Annotated in this window: 7 protein-coding genes and 1 pseudogene; 7 read left to right on the top strand and 1 reads right to left on the bottom strand. The window is 75.6% G+C overall.

Annotation, left to right across the window (positions count from 1 at the left end; all coding sequences use genetic code 11):
• The first annotated feature begins 169 nt into the window (after nucleotides 1-169).
• The 5 genes and pseudogenes from KJS59_RS18760 to KJS59_RS18740 all read left to right on the top strand — a co-directional run.
• On the top strand, nucleotides 170-1,042 hold the full coding sequence (locus tag KJS59_RS18760; protein WP_213454225.1) for an ABC transporter ATP-binding protein: 873 nt from the start codon (nucleotides 170-172) through the stop codon (nucleotides 1,040-1,042).
• A complete protein-coding gene (locus KJS59_RS18755) occupies nucleotides 1,039-4,215 on the top strand; it encodes an FtsX-like permease family protein (RefSeq protein ID WP_213454224.1) in 3,177 nt (1,058 codons plus the stop codon). The genes KJS59_RS18760 and KJS59_RS18755 overlap by 4 nt, the downstream gene beginning before the upstream one ends.
• Nucleotides 4,212-7,283, top strand: coding sequence for an FtsX-like permease family protein (locus tag KJS59_RS18750; RefSeq protein WP_213454223.1), 3,072 nt, complete (start codon nucleotides 4,212-4,214; stop codon nucleotides 7,281-7,283). Before KJS59_RS18755 ends, KJS59_RS18750 begins: the two co-directional genes overlap by 4 nt.
• Before the next feature lie 6 nt (nucleotides 7,284-7,289).
• Complete coding sequence (locus tag KJS59_RS18745) at nucleotides 7,290-8,210, top strand: tetratricopeptide repeat protein (protein WP_213454222.1); 921 nt, start codon at nucleotides 7,290-7,292, stop codon at nucleotides 8,208-8,210.
• Between the two features lie 27 nt (nucleotides 8,211-8,237).
• Nucleotides 8,238-9,141, top strand: a pseudogene (locus KJS59_RS18740) (arginase family protein); the annotation flags it as partial.
• 907 nt (nucleotides 9,142-10,048) lie between these two features.
• Here the strand turns inward: KJS59_RS18740 and KJS59_RS18735 are convergent.
• Entirely contained in the window at nucleotides 10,049-11,971 is a 1,923-nt protein-coding gene (locus tag KJS59_RS18735) for a penicillin-binding transpeptidase domain-containing protein (protein ID WP_213454221.1), read from the bottom strand.
• A 172-nt stretch (nucleotides 11,972-12,143) separates the two neighbouring features.
• Here KJS59_RS18735 and KJS59_RS18730 point away from each other — a divergent pair, with 172 nt between their 5' ends.
• Nucleotides 12,144-17,117, top strand: coding sequence for an NAD-glutamate dehydrogenase (locus tag KJS59_RS18730; protein ID WP_213454220.1), 4,974 nt, complete (start codon nucleotides 12,144-12,146; stop codon nucleotides 17,115-17,117).
• A gap of 99 nt (nucleotides 17,118-17,216) precedes the next feature.
• Nucleotides 17,217-17,663: a CBS domain-containing protein gene (locus KJS59_RS18725; RefSeq protein ID WP_213454219.1), complete on the top strand. Its 447-nt coding sequence runs from the start codon at nucleotides 17,217-17,219 to the stop codon at nucleotides 17,661-17,663.
• Nucleotides 17,664-17,700 lie beyond the last annotated feature (37 nt).

Here is a 17,700-nt window from a genome sequence, read left to right as displayed (position 1 = left end):
CGGAGGGGCGGCGGGTGACGGCTACCCGGGAAGTCGCGGTGCCGGCCGGGGATCCTGCCGGCCCACCCCCGCCGTCCACGCTGGAGTCGTATCCTCCGGGGACACTGCTGGTCGTCGAGGACGCCGACGGGCACGTGATCGCGGTACCGAATCGTGCTGAGGAGCGCCCATGACGGGGTTGGCGGTTGCTTGCCGGCGGGTGGTGCACATCTACCGGGCCGGCGCGGGTGACGTGGTCGCACTGTCCGGGGTGGACCTGTCGATCGCGCCCGGGGAGATGCTGGCGCTGGTCGGGCCGTCCGGATCCGGCAAGTCCACGCTGGTCGCGCTGCTGGCCGGGCTGATGCGCCCGTCCGCCGGCCGGGTCAGCGTCGGCACCTACGACCTGGGCAAGCTCACCGACACCGAGATCGCCCGGCTGCGCGGCACCGAGATCGGCGTGGTCCTGCAGGGCGCGGCCCGCAACCTGCTCCCGTACGCGACGCTCCAGCGCAACATCTGGCTCGCCCAGCGCCGCGCCGCCCGCCTGGCCGGCGTCGAACTGGACGACCCGGACCGCATCCTCAGCCTGGTCGGGCTGGGCGGGATGGGCCCGGCGAAGGTCGGCGACCTGGCCCCCGGCGCCCGGCAGCGGGCCGCCCTGGCGGTGGGCGTGGCCGCCTCGCCGGGGCTGCTGCTGGTCGACGAGCCGACCAGCCAACTGGACACCCGCGGCCGGGACGAGGTGCTGGCCGCGCTGGAGACGGTCAACGCGGAGCGGGGGACCACGATCGTGGTGGTCACCCACGACTCGGAGGTCGGCGCCCGGCTGGGCCGCGCGGTGACCATCCGGGACGGCCGGGTCGGCGCCGAGGGGCGCGACGGCCAGGACTTCGCGGTGGTCGCGGGCGACGGCACCATCCAGTTGCCGCCGGAGGTGCTCGGCGCGTTCCCGCCCGGCACGCTGTTCACGGTGGACCACGAGGAGGGCACGGTCACACTGCTGCTCGGCGGGCACCCGGCCGACGGCGCGCACCCGGACGACCTGGGCGTGGCGCGGTGATCCGTCTCGTCCTCTCCGCGCTGTCCCTCCGGCGGGCCCAGGCGCTGACCGTGCTGCTGCTGACCACGCTCGCCGTCGCCGCCGCGGCCGCCGCCCCCTGGTACCTGACCGCGTCGGCGCGCGCCGTGGCCCGGGCGGACGTGGCGTCCGCGCCGGTCGCGCAGCGGATGCTGATCCTCTCCGGCGTCCAGGCCGTGTCGCCCGGCGCCGGCGGGGTCGGCCAGCCGTTCGCCCGCCGGGCCGACGACCTGCTGGAGTTGCGCGCCGAGAGCCGGGTGATGGACGTGCGGATGTCCACCGACATCCGCCGGCCCGGCGGTAGCCAGGGCGGGTACCTGGTGGCGCGGGACGACGTCTGCGCGCACCTGGTGCTGACCGGCGACTGCCCGGACGAGCCGGGCGAGGTGGCGGTCAGCCGCCGCGACGCCGAGGAGTGGGGAATCGCGCCCGGCGGCAAGCTGACCTCCCACGCGTACGGGTCCGACCCGCTTCCGCTGCGGGTCACCGCCGTCTACGAGCCGAAGGACCCGCTCGGCGCCTACTGGGCCGGCAACGACATGCTCGGCGGTGGCGCGCAGGGCGCGGCGGAGCCGCTGTTCGCCGTGGAAGGCACGCTGCTGGCCGCGGGCGTGCGCCAGGCGAGCCTGCGGTACGAGGTGACGATCGCGGCGGCGGCGCTGTACTCCAGTGGGGCGGACGTGGCCGACCGGCTGGCCCGGGCCCGGTCGCGCAGCCAGGCCGCCGGGCTGACGATGACCACGAACGCCGCGGGCCTGGCCGACCTGGTCCGGCGGGATCAGCAGCTGATCACCCTCGGGGTCACCGCCGCGGCGCTGGAACTGATCGGCCTGTGCTGGTTCGTGCTGTACTTCGCGGTCGCGCACACCGCCGCCCAGCGCCGCCCGGACCTGGCCCTGCTGCGGCTGCGCGGCGCCGCCGGGTGGCGGGTGTGGACGGTCACGGTCGCGCAGAGCGCCGTGCCGATGCTGGCCGGCCTGCTGGGCGGGTACGGCGGCGGGTACCTGCTGGCCCGCGCGCTCGGCGGCGAGCTGGACGGGCCCGCGGACGTGCGCGGTGCGCTGCTGCGGTCCGCCCTGGCCGGGGCCGGCGTGGTGGTGGGCGCGCTGGTCGTGGCGATCGCCGCCGAGTGGCGGGCCGCCCGCGCGCCGGTCGTGGAGCTGCTGCGCCGGGTGCCGGCCCGGCGCCGGTGGCGGGCCGACGCGGTGGACCTGATCCTGGTGGCGCTGGCCGCGGCCGGGGTCTACCAGGCGTACGCGACCGGCTCGCACACCGAGCCGACCTGGCTCAGCCTGCTCGCGCCCGGGTTGCTGGCGCTGGCCGTGGCGCTGGTCGCCGCCCGGTTGGCCGCGCCGCTGGCCGCCCGGCTGGGCACCGCCGCGCTGCGCGCCGGGCGCGTCGGTACCGCGCTCGCGTCCGCCCAGTTGGCCCGCCGGCCCGGCGCCAACCGGGTCTTCGCGCTGGTGGGGGTGGCGGTGGCGCTGCTGGTGACGGCCGCGCTGTCGATGCAGGAGAGCCGGGACGCCCGCGCCGCCCGGGCCGCCGAGCAGGTGGGCGCGGACCGGGTCCTGTCGGTGCGGGCCCAGGGGCTCGCCGAGCTGCTGGCCGGCGTCCGCTCCGCCGACCCGACCGGCCGGTACGCGATGGCGGTGGCTCGGTTCCAGCGGACCGGCGACGGGCCGGGCCCGGTGCTCGCCGTGGACGCACCCCGGCTGGCCGCCGTGGCCGCCTGGCCGGCCGGCGTGGACGGCACCCCGGCGCCGGCGGAGGCCGACCTGCACGGTGGCGGGTTCGGCACCGGCCACCCGGTGGCCGCGGTCGCGTCGGCGCTGCGGCCACCGGTGCCCGAGTCCGTGCGGCTTCGCGACGGGCCGCTCACGCTGGAAGCCGCGGGCGACCCGGGTCCGCTGCTGCCCGGCGCCGACATGCTGGTCCGGGCGCACCTGGCGACCGCGGCCGGGCGCGCCGTCACGGTCACGTTCGGTCCGTTCGGGGCCGAGCGCGCCACCCGCCCCGCCCGGTTGAGCGGCTGCGCAGCGGACGGGTGCCGCCTGCTGCGGTTGGAGTCGCTCGCCCAGTCGCCCGGCGGTCCGCGGATCCAGGCACCGGCCGGCGCCAGGGTCGACCTGTACCGGTTGACCGGCCCCGGCGGGGTGGCGATCTCCCCGGAGGCGTTCGGCGACCCGCTGCGCTGGCGCGGCTCGTACGCGGTGCGGGAGGCGGTGCCCGCGCTGGAGCCGGCCGACGGGCGGTTGCGGATCGTGGCCCAGCCGGACAATCCCCGCCTCGGCAAGGGCAGCATCCGCAGTACCGCGGCGTACCTGACCGACGCGCCGGTGCCGGTGCCGCTGGTCGTCGCCGGCCGGTTGGATCCGCCGGACGTGCTCGGCGACCCGCGGTTGGGAATCTTCGGCGCTACCGCGATCCCGTACCGGCTGGTCGCCTCGGTCCAAGCGCTGCCGTCGCTGGGCCGGCGCGGGTCCATGGTCGACCTGGAGATGCTGGCGCGGTCGCTGGACGGCCCGGCGGGCGACCAGTACGAGGTATGGCTGGCGCCGGGCGCGCCCACCGCCCTGCGGGACCGGCTCGCGGCGGCCGGCCTGCCGGTCATCGGCGAGGACTCCATCGCCGCCGCCCGGGACCGGATGGCCGGCGAGGGTCCGCCCGCGGCGCTGCGGTTCCGGCTGCTGGCCGCCGTGTTCGGCGTGCTGCTCGCGGCGGGCGCGCTGGCCGTGGCCGGCGCGGTGGAGCGGGCCACCCGGGCCGGCGAGCTGACCGCGCTGCGCCGCCAGGGCCTGCCGGCGGCCGCCGCCCGCCGGGTCGCCTACGGCGGCCAACTGCCGCTGGTGGTGCTCGCCGCGCTGACCGGCGCCGTCACCGCGGTCATCGCCCGGTACACGGTGGAGATCCCGCTCCCGCTGTTCGTGAGCGGCTGGGGTGGCCATCCGCGCACCACGATCCCGCCGTGGGCGGTGACCGTGCTGGCGGCGCTCGCCGCGCTGGCGGTTCTCGGCGCGGTCGCGACCGTCGCCGCCCGCGGGCTGGCCGCCGCGGCGGGCGCCAACGGCTCGACCGGCCGGTCGAGCGCCCCCGTCGATCCCCCCGGCGGGCAACCCGCCGCGATGGCCGGTGCCGGCGCCGGGAGGTCCGCATGATCGCGCTGGTCCTCGCCGCGCTCGGCGCGCGCCGGGCGCAGGCCGCCACGCTGCTGCTGCTCGCCGCGCTGGCCACCGCCGCGGCCACCGCCGGCCCGGTCTACCTGGGCGCCTCCGACGCCGCCGCCGCGTCCCGCGCGGTCGCGGCGGCCTCGCCCACCGAACGGACGGTCGCGGTCCTCGCCGACGAGGTCTTCAGCGGCTTCCAGTTCGGGCGGGACCGCGACACGTTCGCCGCCGGACTGTTCGCCCTGCCCGGCTTCACCCGGGTGTACTCGGCGCAGGTCCAGGTGCTGGGCGTGGAGCCCCGGGAGGGCGACATCTCCTACCTGACCACGCGCGACGGGGTCTGCCAGCACCTGACGATCGTGGCCGGCCGGTGCGCCGACGGCACCGGCGAGGTGGTGCTGGGCGTGGAGACGGCCGCCCGCGCGGGCGTCCAGCCGGGGCGCGCGGTCACCGTCCAGTACGCCGAGTACAACGAGCTCTCCCGGGCCTTCACGCCGTTCGGTGCCCCGACGTCGCTGACCGTCGTCGGGATCTACCGGCCCACCGACACCAAGGAGCTGTACTGGGGCCGCGCCCCATACTTCCGCCCCGGCCCGCGGGACCCCCTCCAGGAACCGACGTTCACCCCGCGCACCACCCTCGACGCGCTGGACCACCTGAGGGAGTCCCGCAGCCTGGAGGCGATCGCCGGGGACGGTGCGCTGGCCGGCGAGCACCTGGCGGAGGTCCGCGTCCGGGTGGCGGAGGCCGACCGCGCCGTCCAGCAGGCCCGGGGCGGCGAGAACAGCCACCCCGTCGGCTTCGCCGGCTTCACCGACCTGCTGAACCGGATCGACAGCGGGCAGCGGCTGGCCCGCGAGGTGGTGCCGCTGGCCTCGGCGCCGATGGTCGCGCTGTGCTGGTTCGTGATCTTCCTGGCGGTCGGGTCCGCCACGGCCGCCCGCCGGGGCGAGTTGGCGCTGGTCGCGCTGCGCGGCACCCGGCTGCCCGCCCGCTGGTGGCTGACCGCCGGCGAGGCGCTGCTCGCGGTACTGCTCGGCGCGCCGCTCGGGTACCTGCTGGGCCATGCCGGCGTGGCCCTGGTCGCGCGGGTGCGGTTCGGCGACACCGCCGGTGCCGGGCTCAGCGCCGCCGCCCTGCCCTGGGCGGTGCTGGCCGTGCTCGGCGCCGTGCTGGCGATCGTGCTGGCCCAGTACCGGGCAATCACCACGCCGGTGTCGGAACTGCTGCGCAGCGTCCCGGCCCGCTCCGGCTGGTGGCGCGCGCTCGCCGGGGAGGCGCTGGTCGCGGCGCTGGCCGTGGTGGCCGTCCTCCAGGTGCGCGGCCCCTCCGGGCGGCTGGCCGGCGTGGGGCTGCTGGCGCCGGGCCTGCTCGCCGTGGTGGTGGCGATGCTCGGTGCCCGCCTGCTGCGCCCGCTCGCCGCGGCGCTCGGCCACCGGGCGCTGCGCCGGGGCCGGCTGACCACGGCGCTGGGCGCCCTGGCGCTGGCCCGGCGCCCCGGCGCTCCGCGCCTGTTCATCCTGCTCGCGGTCGCCGTGGCGCAGGTCGGCTTCGCCGCCGCGGCGGTGGACGTGGCCGGCCGGGCGCGTGCCGAACGGGCCCTGGCCGAGGCCGGCGCCGAGCGGGTGCTCACCGTCGCGCCGGTCGACGCGGGTGCCCTGCTCGCCGCGGTCCGCGCGGTCGACCCCGAAGGCCGGTACGCGATGGCCGTCGGGGTGCTCTCCCGGGGCAGCGCCGACACGATGCCCCGGCTGGCGGTGGACGCCGCCCGGCTGGCGGCGGTCGCGCAGTGGCGGCCGGGCTTCGGCCCGCTGGACGCCGCCGAGGTGGCCGGGCGCATCCGCCCGCCGGTCGCCGAGCCGATCACCGTCCGGGGGACCACCCTGACCGTGGACCTGGAGTACCGGGCGCCGGCCGGCGCCAGCCGCCCCCGGCTCGAGGTGCTGCTGCGCCCGCCCGGCCAGGCATTGATCACCGCCGCGCTGGGCGAGGTGCGCCAGGGCGCCGGGGCGTACCGGGCGGAGGTGCCCGCCTGCGCCGAGGGCTGCCGGCTGACCGGGGTACGGGTCGTGTACAGCCGGGTCAGCCGGGCGGAGACGCGGGTCGTCCTGCGTGCCGTCTCCGGCGCCGACGCCGACGTGGACGCCGGGTTCGCCGTGGCGGACCGGTGGCAGGCCGCCATCGGGGACCCCGGCCGGGTCCGGGCCGGCTCCGGCGGACTGGAACTGATCACGATCGCCGGCGGCTCCACCGACGTGGTGGCGGTGCCGGCCGACCACCCGGTGCCGTTGCCGCTGGCCATCAGCGGCGGGTCCGCCCAGCCCACGGAACTCGGCGGGCTGGACAGCAAGCCCCTGGCCGTGCGCCCGGCGGCGGAGCAGCGGGCGCTGCCCGGTGTCGGCGATGGCGGTGTGCTACAGGACCTCGAGTACGCGTACCGGGCCGCGCTGGGCGACACCCGCCTGGCCGAACCGGAGGTGTGGCTGGCCGCGGACGCGCCGGCCGACGTCGCCGCCCGGCTCACCGGGCAGGGGCTGACGGTGACCGGGAACCGGGACGCGTCCGGGCAGCGGGTGGCCCTCGACGGCCAGGCCCCGGCGCTCGCGCTCGGCTTCCTGCCGCTCGCCGCCGGCTTCGCCGTGCTGCTCGCGCTCGCCGGGCTGGTCCTGGTCGCCGCCGTGGAACGCCGCCCCCGCACCGCCGACCTGGGCGCGCTGCGCCGGCAGGGGTTGCCTGGCGGCGCCGCCGCCCGGGCCGGCCGCTGGACGTACCTGGCCGTGGCCGCCGCCGCGCTGCCCTGCGGGGTACTCGCCGCCGCGGCCGCGTGGTGGGCGGCCGGCGACCGGATCCCGCTGTTCGCCGACGCCGCCGTGCCGATCGAGCCGCCCCGCTGGCCCGGTCCGCTCGCGGCGCTGCTGCCGTGCCTGGTCGCCGGGGTGGTGCTGCTGCTCGCCGCCCGCTTCGCGGCCCGGTTCAACGGCTCCGCCCGCGGCACCGTCACCGGACGGGGCGGCACGGTCGGCGGTGGGCGACGACCCGGCGCGCGCGTGCCAGACTAGACAACCATGAGTGACCCGCGGACCTCGCCTTCCATCTTCACCCGTGGCGCGGTGGACCTGTCCGCCCTGCGCAGCGCCCCATCCCGGCCCGCGCCGTCCCCCGCACCCGCCGGCGGTGCGCCCGCCGCCACGGCGGCCCCACCTGGCCCCGGCGGCGGCGTCGCCGTGATCGACGTCACCGAGGCGACGTTCCAGTCGGAGGTGCTGGAGCGCTCGCTGCGGACCCCGGTGGTGATCGACTTTTGGGCCGAGTGGTGCGAACCGTGCAAACAGCTCTCCCCGGTGCTGGAGCGGCTCGCGATGGAGGGCGGCGGCGCCTGGGTCCTCGCCAAGATCGATGTGGACGCCAACCAGCGGCTGGCGCAGATGTTCCGGGTGCAGGGCATCCCGATGGTCTTCGCGGTGGTCGGCGGCCAGCCCGTGGACGCGTTCTCCGGCGTCGTGCCCGAGGCCCAGTTGCGGCAGTGGATCGGCGCCGTGCTCAAGGCCGGCGGCGTGCAGGTGGAGACCCCCGAGGACCCACGCATGGACGTCGCCGACGAGGCGCTCATGACCGGCGACCTGGACGCGGCCGAGCAGGCGTACAAGAAGATCCTCGCGGAGCACCCGGCGGACGCGTCGGCCGAGGCCGGCCTGGCCCACGTGCGCCTGGCCCGCCGCGTGACCGGTGTGGACCCGCAGGCCGCGCTCGCCAAGGCCGAGGCGGACCCGGACGACATCGCCGCCCAACTGCTCGCCGCCGACGTGGAGATGCTCAGCGGGCTCGCCCAGCAGGCGTACACCCGACTGATCGGCCTGGTCCGGCGGACCCCGGGCGAGGACCGGGACCGGATCCGCCAGCACCTGGTCTCGCTGTTCACCGTCGCCGGCCCGGACGACCCGGCGGTGGCCGCCGCCCGGCGCGCCCTGGCCAGCGCGCTGTTCTAACCCCGCGAGTTCTGTCACGCTGAGCCGATGCGCCGCATCGCCGTCCTCGACGCACCGTCGAACCTCGGCCTGCGCCCGCCCACCGAGAGTTCGGTGCCGGGCTGCGGCAAGGCGCCCGGGGCCCTGCGCGACCACCAGTTGCTGGCCCGCCTCGGCGCCCGGGACGCCGGCTGCCTGACCCCGCCCCGGTATGACCCGGGCGGCTGGCGCCCCGGGGACGGCATCTGCCACGCCCAGCAGATCGCCAGCTACACGATGCGCCTGGCCGAGCGGATCGGCGGCATCATCGACACGGGCGAGTTCCCGCTGATCCTTGGCGGCGACTGCTCGATCCTGCTCGGCTCGGCGCTGGCCATGCACCGGCTCGGGGAGGCGGTCGGCGGGCGCATCGGGCTGGTCTTCGTGGACGGGCACTCCGACTTCCGGCACCCCGGCAACGCCTCGTACGTGGGCGCCGCCGCCGGCGAGGACCTGGCCCTGGTCACCGGCCGGGGCCAGGCCGACCTGGCCGCCATCGAGGGCCGCCGCCCGTACTTCCGGGACGCGGACGTGGTGGTCATGGGCATCCGGGGCCACGACGAGTACCGCCTCGACCTCCAGGCCGCCGGCATCGTCGCCCGTGCCGTGCCGACCCTGCGCGCCGAGGGGGCCGCCCGCAGCGCCCAGTGGGCCATCGAGCAGTTGGCCGACTGCGCCGGCTTCTGGGCGCATGTGGACGTGGACGTGCTCGACCCGGCGGTCATGCCGGCGGTCGACGCCCCCGACCCGGGCGGCATCGCGTTCGGCGAGTTGGAACTGCTCATCGCCGGCCTGGTCAGCACGCCGCACTGCCTGGGCCTGGAGATCACGGTCTTCGACCCGGACTACGACCCGGACGGCGGTTACGCCGCCGACATCGCCGACACCCTGGTCGCCGGCCTGGCCCCGCTGCGCCCGCCGGCCCCCACGCCGGCGCACGTCGCGATGACGGCGACCACCGCCCTGCCTCCGGTCGCCGCCCCACCACCCGCCCGCGCCGCCACGACCACCGGGGCGCGCAGTGCGTCCGCCGCTCGCGCTAAGCCCCGCCGCGGCACCGGCGACGCCACGGCCCCGGGCCGACTCGCCCGGGGCGCGGTGGATGACGCCACGCGGCCAGGTCGGCCCGTCCGGGGTGTCGTGGATGACGCTACGACGCCGGGTGGGCTTGCGCGGGGTGCTGTGGACGACGCCACGGCGCCGGGTGGGCTCGCCCGGGGCGCGGTGGATGACGCCACGCGGCCAGGTCGGTCCGTCCGGGGTGTCGTGGACGACGCCACGGCGCCGGGTGGGCTCGCCCGGGGCGCGGTGGATGACGCCACGGCGCCCGGCCGGTTGGCGCGCAGCGCGGCGGACGACTCGACCGCGCCCGGCAAGCTGCGGCGGCGGCCGGTCGAAGAGGCGCGCATGTCGGCGCCCGGCGACGGGCCGGCGCCTGGTGACGAGCCCGGGGCAGCGTCCGCGAGCGGCCCGGCGAGCGAGTCGGGCGATGATTCGCCGGGAGAGGGTGCCGGGCCGTCCGGGCCCGCGGCGCCCACTCCCCGCACGCCCGCCGACCCCACGGCCTCTGCTGATATCGCCTAACCACGCTCCCGCCGCTCCCGCCGGCCGCGTCGGCCCGGGCGGCGCCACCACATCGCCCCGGATGGAGCCGCGCCACGGCCCCGGGCGGCGCCACAGCGTCGGCCCCGGGCGGCGTCGTCACGCTGCCCTGGGGGGGAGCCGCCACGCCGGCTTCGGGTGGAGTTGACCGCCGGCCTCAACGGGAGCCGACTCGCCGGCCCGCCTTTCACCGGCGGGCGCGGTGGGCGGGCGGCTGGCTAGAAGGCGCGGAGGAAGCGACCGGCCAGGGGTACGGCCGTGTCGGTGCTGTTGCCGCCGGCCTCCACGAAGACGGCGAAGGCGACGTCGCCGCGCCAGCCGACGAACCAGGCGTGCGAGTGGTCGGAGTTGTCGTCGTACTCGGCCGTGCCGGTCTTGCCGTAGACCGGGCCCCCGGGCACCGACTTGAGCTGCGTGGCGGTGCCCTGCGTCACCACCTCGCGCATCATCGTCTTGAGCGCGGCGATGCTCTCCGGCTTCAGTCGCGGGCCGTCCGGCGCGGGGTTCTGCGGCGCCGGGTCGGTGACCAGGCGGGGCTGCTGCCAGTGGCCGCGCGCGACCGCGGCGGTGGCGGCCGCCATGGCGAGCGGGCTGACGATCGTGTCGCCCTGGCCGAACATGGCCTCCGCCCGGGCGGTGGCACCGCCGCCGGTGCCGACCGAGCCGGTGAAGGCGTCGAGGCCCGCGTTCCACGTGCCGCCGATGCCGAGGGTGGTGGCGGTGGCGTTCAGCCCATCCGGTCCGAGGCGCTCGTACAGGGACGCGAACGCGGTGTTGCACGAGCGGGCGAAGTCGGTGCGGAACGGGACCTGGCCGGGGATGGAGAAGTCGTGGGAGTTCTTGTACGACCGCCCCTCCACGGTGTACCGGGCCGGGCAGGCGACCGGCGAGTCCAGGGTGACGGCGCCGTTGTCGAGCAGGCCGAGCGCGCTGACCACCTTGAACGTGGAGCCGGGCGGCACCTGGGCGGTGAAGGCGAAGTTCTGCCCCTGCCCGGCGGGTCCGTTCGCCGCCGCCAGGACCGCGTTGTCGCTGATACGGATGGCGACCAGCGCGCTGCGGTGCTTCGTGTCCGACGCGAGGGCCTGGTCCGCCGCGTTCTGCACCTTCACGTCCAGGGTGGTGTGCACGGGCTGTCCGGCCGCGGCCTCGGTGCTGTAGATTTTCCGCTCGCTGGTGCTCTTGTCCGGCTTGGTGGTGACGATCACGACCCGGGTGGCGGCGGTGCCGCGCAGCCGGTCGTCGTACGCGCCCTGGAGCCCGCCGTGGCCGACCTTGTCGCCGGTGCCGTACTTGTCGGGGCTGCGGACCAGGTCGTCGCGCTGCACGTCGTCCACGCTGCCGAGCAGGGCGCGGGCGAACTCGCGGGTGGGCGCCAGGTCCCGCTTCTCGGCCACGAACTTGGTGCCGGGCAGCCGGTAGATGCGTGGCTTGATCTTCAGGTAGACCGGCTCGCGGAGCGTCACCACGTCGACGAACGCGCCCCCGTCCGCGGCCTTGAGCCGGGCCGGGAGGTCGGCGAGGCCGACGTCGCCGATCTCGCCGCGGACCGACTTGAACGCCGCGTCCAGTTCCCGGATCAGGGCCTTCTCGTCCTGGACGGCGTTGGGCTGCACGCCCACCCGCACCACGTTGCGGGGCGCGACCAGCGGCTGCCCCGCGCCGTCGGTGACGGCGCCGCGCTGCGCGGGCTCCCGGCGGATGCCGAGCTTGTCACCGGCGGTCAGCTCCGGATGGACGATCGCGGGCTCCCAAAGGATCTGCCAGCCCTCCTTGACCTTCCCGAGCCGGACGGTCGTCGGGTACTTCCAGCGCGCGCCGCCGGGCAGCGGCCAGTCCACGGTGACGGTGGCGGTGGCCACGTCCTCGACCACCTTCGGCCCCTCGGCGATGGACAGCGCCGGCGGCGTGTCCCGGAACTCTCCGGCGAGGCCGCGCAGTTCCTCCGCCACCTGGTCGGCGGGGATCCGCTGGCCGCTGGGTGAGGCGAACCCGATGGCGTCGAGGGTGCCGCCGGGCCAGCCGGCGAGGAAGGCGCCGAGGGTCTTCTTCGGCTCGTCCTGGCCGGAGCACGCGGCCAGCCCGCCGGTGGCGAGCAGGGCGGCGGCCAGGGCTGCGGCGACGGTGGTCACGCGACGCATGGGGGCACTCCTTACCGGCGGGGCGACCAGCGGCGGCTGATTACCGTTACCGACCGTAGTACGCGCTGCCAGCGGCGCGCCGCCCCGCCTACTCGATATGCCGGGTCAGCCGAGGGCCTAGGCTAGGGGACGGACGACCCACAACGTGGTGGGTGAGGGGAGAGGTGTACTCATGAACCGGCCGCCGCTGGACGCTGTCACCACCGTGGCGGGCGCGAGCGTGGATACCCCGTTCATCGAGACCCCACTGGCCACCGGTAGTGCCGGCCGCGCCGACGGCGACGAGCCCGACGACGCCGAACTGGACGACGCGGTGCCCAACGCCGAGCGCCTGGTGGCCCAGGCGGTGGCGCTGGCCGGCGACGATCTGGACCTGGCGACCCTGGTCGACCGGTACTGGCGCTTCGCGCCGGACGAGGAACTGGTCGGCTGCACGCCGCAGGAGATGCTGGCCGCGGCGCGGGAGCACCGCGAGCTGGCCCGGCAGCGGGTGAGCGGCGAGCTGAAGCTGCGGATCCGGGACGCGCACGTGGGCGCCGCCGTCGAGCGCACCACCATTGAAATCGTCGTCGATGACATGCCGTTCCTGGTCGACTCGGTGACCGGCGCCCTGAGCGCCCGCAACCTGGGCGTCCACCTGCTGGTCCACCCGATCCTCGTGGTGCACCGGGAGCCGCTGGGCCGGCTGGTCGAGGTCTGCGCCGACGTGGAGCCGGACGACGCGCTGGCGACCGACCAGCTGGAGAGCTGGATGCGGGTCGAGACAGACCCGGTCCGCGACCCGGCCGAGCGGGACGAGCTGCGCAACGACCTCCAGCGGGTGCTGACCGACGTGCGCGAGGCGGTCGAGGACTGGCCGCGGATGCGTGAGCGGGCCCGGCGCCTGGCCGACGAGCTGCTGGCCGAGAAGCCGCCGGTGCCGGAGAAGGACATCACCGACTCCGTCGAGCTGCTGCACTGGCTCGCGGACGACCATTTCACGTTCCTCGGGTACCGCGAGTACGAGCTGGTGGGCGGGCCCGGCGGCGAGATGGTGCTGCGCGCCAGGCTGGGCAGCGGCCTGGGCATCCTCCGCCAGGACCAGGTGGCCCCGCGGGTGATCAGCTCGCTGGCCCCCGAGGCGTACGGGAAGGTGCTGGAGAAACGCCTGCTGATCATCACGAAGGCGAACTCCCGGGCCACCGTACACCGCTCGCACTACCTGGACTACATCGGCTTCAAGACCTTCGACGAGGCCGGCAACGTGACCGGCGAGAAGCGCTTCCTCGGACTGCTGTCCAGCTCGGCCTACCGGACCAGCGTGCGCGAGCTGCCGGTGGTCCGGCGCAAGGTGGCGGAGGTGCTGGACCGCTCCGGGCTCAGCCCGCGCAGCCACTCCGGCAAGGACCTGCTGGAGATCCTGGAGACCTACCCGCGGGACGAGCTGTTCCAGATCAAGACCGAGGACCTGTACCACGCGGTGGTCGGCGTGCTGCGGATGGCCGGCCGCCGGCAGCTTCGCCTCTTCCTGCGCCGCGACGGGTACGGCCGGTTCATCTCCTGCCTGATCTTCCTGCCCCGGGACCGGTTCACCACCGGGAACCGGCTGCGCATGCAGGAGATCCTGCTGCGCGAGTTGAACGGCGTCGGCGTCGACTACACGACCCGGGTGACGGAGTCGATGCTGGCCCGGGTCCACTTCATCGTCCGCACCGACCCGAAGAACCCGCCGGCGGCGGTCGACCCCGACGGGCTGGCCGAGCTGCTCGCCGACGCCACCCGGTTCTGGGACGACGACTTCCGCCTCGTGCTGGAGCGCAAGCTCGGCGACGCGGCCGAGAAGCAGCTGTTCGACCGGTACGCGCACGCGCTGCCCGAGGCGTACAAGAACGAGCACACGCCGATGGACGCGGTGAAGGACCTGGCCAAGCTGGAGCTGCTGGAGGAGCCCGGCCAGCTGGAGATGCACCTGTTCCGCCGGCGCCGGCCGGACGGCACGGTGGACGAGTCCGACGTGCGGTTCAAGGTGTTCCGGTACGGCGAGCCGATGATCCTGTCCGCGGTGCTGCCGGTGCTGCACTCGCTCGGGGTGCTGGTCAACGACGAGCGCCCGTACGAGATCGGCCGCGCGGACGGGACGATCTACCTGTACGACTTCGGCCTGGGCCTGCCGGAGGGCGCCCGGGCCATCGCCGAGGTGCGGGCGAAGGTGGCCAACGCCTTCTCCGCCACCTGGCGCGGCGAGGCCGAGGTGGACGGCTTCAACGAGCTGGTGCTGCGGGCCGGGCTCACCTGGCGCCAGGTGGTGGTGCTGCGCGCGTACGCCAAGTACCTGCGCCAGGCCGGCACGGTCTTCTCGCAGAAGTACATCGAGACCACCTTCATCGCGTACCCGCGGCTCGCCGAGTTGCTGGTGCGGCTGTTCGAGCACCGGTTCTCGCCGGCCGAGCGGTGGTCCGCCGAGGAGCGGGCGGCGCGGGTCAAGGCCGTGGTGGAGCGGATCGACGGCGAGCTGGACGCGGTGACCAGCCTGGACCAGGACCGCATCCTGCGCAGCTTCCTGAAGCTGATCCAGGCCACCCTGCGCACCAGCTTCTTCCAGCGGACCCCGGACGGGCGTCCCAAGTCCTACGTGGCCTTCAAGCTGGACCCGCAGGCGATACCGGACCTGCTCCCGGCGCCCCGCCCCAGGTTCGAGGTCTTCGTGTACTCGCCCCGGTTCGAGGGCGTGCACCTGCGGTTCGGGCGGGTCGCGCGCGGCGGGCTGCGCTGGTCCGACCGGCGGGAGGATTTCCGCACCGAGGTGCTGGGCCTGGTCAAGGCGCAGACGGTGAAGAACGCCGTGATCGTGCCGGTGGGCGCGAAGGGCGGCTTCGTGCTGAAGCAGCCGCCGTCGCCCGGCGACCGGGAGGCGTTGCAGGCCGAGGGCGTGGCCTGCTACAAGCGCTTCATCTCGGCGCTGCTGGACGTGACGGACAACATCGTCGGCGGCCGGATCGTCCCGCCGCCGGACGTGGTCCGGCACGACGATGACGACCCGTACCTGGTGGTCGCGGCCGACAAGGGCACCGCCACGTTCTCCGACACGGCCAACGCGATCTCGGTGGCGCACGGGTTCTGGCTCGGCGACGCGTTCGCGTCCGGCGGGTCGGCCGGGTACGACCACAAGAAGATGGGCATCACCGCCCGGGGCGCCTGGGAGTCCGTGAAGCGCCACTTCCGCGAGCTTGCCAGCGGAAGCGATGGGCTCAGCGTGGGCGTGGACACCCAGGCGCAGGACTTCACCATGGTCGGCATCGGGGACATGTCCGGTGACGTGTTCGGCAACGGCGCCCTGCTCTCCGAGCACATCCGGCTGGTGGCCGCGTTCGACCACCGGCATATCTTCCTGGACCCGTCACCGGAGGCGGCCCCCGCGCACGCGGAGCGCCGCCGGCTGTTCGAGTTGCCCCGCTCGTCCTGGGACGACTACAACCGGGAGCTGATCTCGGAGGGCGGCGGCGTCTACCCGCGCACCGCCAAGTCCATCCCGATCACGCCGCAGGTGCGGGCCGCGCTCGGCCTGGCCAACGACGTGACCCGGCTCGCCCCGCCCGAACTGATCCGGGCGATCCTGCTCGCCCCGGTCGACCTGCTGTTCAACGGCGGCATCGGCACCTACGTCAAGGCCAGCACCGAGTCCCACGCGGACGTGGGCGACAAGTCCAACGACGCGATCCGGGTCAACGGCAGGCAGTTGCGCTGCAAGGTGGTCGGCGAGGGCGGGAACCTGGGCATGACCCAGCGCGGGCGGATCGAGTACGCGCTCGGGGGCGGGCGCATCGGCACCGACTTCATCGACAACTCCGCCGGCGTGGACTGCTCGGACCGCGAGGTCAACATCAAGATCCTGCTGGCCGACCCGCCGCTGCCGGACGGCGAGCGCAACGAGCTGCTCGCCGCGATGACCGACGAGGTGGCGGCGCTGGTCCTGCGGGACAACTACGCGCAGGCCACCGCCCTGGGCAACGCCCGGGAGCAGTCCGGCCTGCTGCTGCCGGTGCACCGGCGGATGCTGACCGACTTCGAGAAGGCCGGCCAGCTGGACCGGTCGCTGGAGGCGCTGCCCACGGACGAGGAACTGGCGGCCCGCCCCGCCGGCCTGACCTCGCCCGAGTTCGCGGTGCTGCTCGCGTACGTGAAGATCGTGCTGGAGGGCGAGGTGCTCGTGTCCGGGCTGCCGGACGAGGAGTGGACCCACGAGGTGCTGCGCGAGTACTTCCCGACCCCGCTGCGCGAGCGCTTCGCCGACCGGATGCCCGGGCACCGCCTCCACCGCGAGATCGTCACCACCGTGCTGGTGAACGAGGTGGTCAACCGGGGCGGCACCTCCTTCGTGTACCGGGCGATGGAGGAGACCGGCGCGACCGCCGCCGACGTGCTGCGGGCGTACGTGATCGTCCGCGAGGTGTACGGCCTGCGCGCGCTGTGGGCCGCCGTGGAGGCGCTGGACAACCGGGTGCCGAGCGCCGCGCAGACCGCCGTCTACCTGGAGGCCCGCCGGCTGATGGACCGGGCGGTCCGCTGGTTGATCAGCAACCGGCGCTCGCCGTTGGACGTGCCGGGGGAGATCGAGCGGCTGCGCGGCCCGCTGGAGGGCCTGCTGCCGCGGATGGAGGACCTGTTCCTGGAGCGGGACCGGGCGGCGCTGCGCCAGCACGTCGAGGCGCTGGTGCAGCGGCGGGTCCCGGCGGAGCTGGCGACCTGGTCCGCCCGGCTGATCTACGGCTTCGGCCTGCTGGACGTGCTGGAGACCGCCGCCGGCACCGGCACCGACCCGGCCAGGGTCGCCGAGGTCTACTACGTGCTCTCCGAGCGCTTCCGGGTGGACGACCTGCTCTCCAAGATCTCCGCCCTGCCGCGCGAGGACCGGTGGCAGACCCTGGCCCGGATGGCCCTGCGCTACGACCTGTACGCGGCGCTCGCGGCGCTGACCGGCGAGGTTCTGCGCTCCACCGCGGAGGATTCCGCCCAGGACCGGGTCAGCCAGTGGGAGCAGGTCAACGCCGCCTCGATCGCGCAGGCGCGGGTCGCCATCGGGGAGGTGGACGACTCCGGTGCCGACCTGGCGGCGCTGTCGGTGCTGCTGCGTCAGGTGCGCACGCTGGTTCGGACGGCGGCGGCGTAGCGGGCCGGTCACCCTGCCCGCCCGACCGGGTAGTGTGACCGACAGGTGTGCCGGGAAGCCTGGTCGGCGTCGGGTTCGACGACGGCTCCGGGAGGTTCCGTGCACGCTGGTGATCTCGCTGTACCTTTCCCCACGGTCCACCCGCGCACCCGGGCGATCGAGGCGGCCCGGCTGCTCGCCGGCCAGGATCTGCCCGGCCTGGTGGTGGTGGACGACGAGGGCTGCCCGGTGACCGTGCTCCCCGGCACCCAGGTTCTGCGCATGGCGGTGCCCGACTACTGCCAGGACGACCCGGCGTTGGCCCGGGTCGTGGACGAGGACGCGGCGGACCTGTTCCTGCGGGAGTTGGGCGACCGGACGGTGGCCGAGGCGCTCCCCCGGGAGCGGCGCGAGCTGCCCGTGGTGACGGCCGACGCCACGGTGCTGGAGTTGGCCGCGCTGATGGCCCGGTCCCGCAGCCCGTTGGTCGCGGTCGTGGACCCGGCCGGTCGCATGATCGGCGCCGTGACCCTGGACGGTCTGCTGGACCGAATGCTGGCACGGTGAGCGCGAGGAGCGCCCGGAGCGTGCTGGTTGGTGTTCG

This window comes from Rhizomonospora bruguierae, assembly GCF_018397995.1.
Lineage (GTDB): Bacteria > Actinomycetota > Actinomycetes > Mycobacteriales > Micromonosporaceae > Rhizomonospora > Rhizomonospora bruguierae.
Note: the sequence above shows the minus strand (reverse complement) of the source record. Positions and strands in the feature narration are given on the sequence as shown.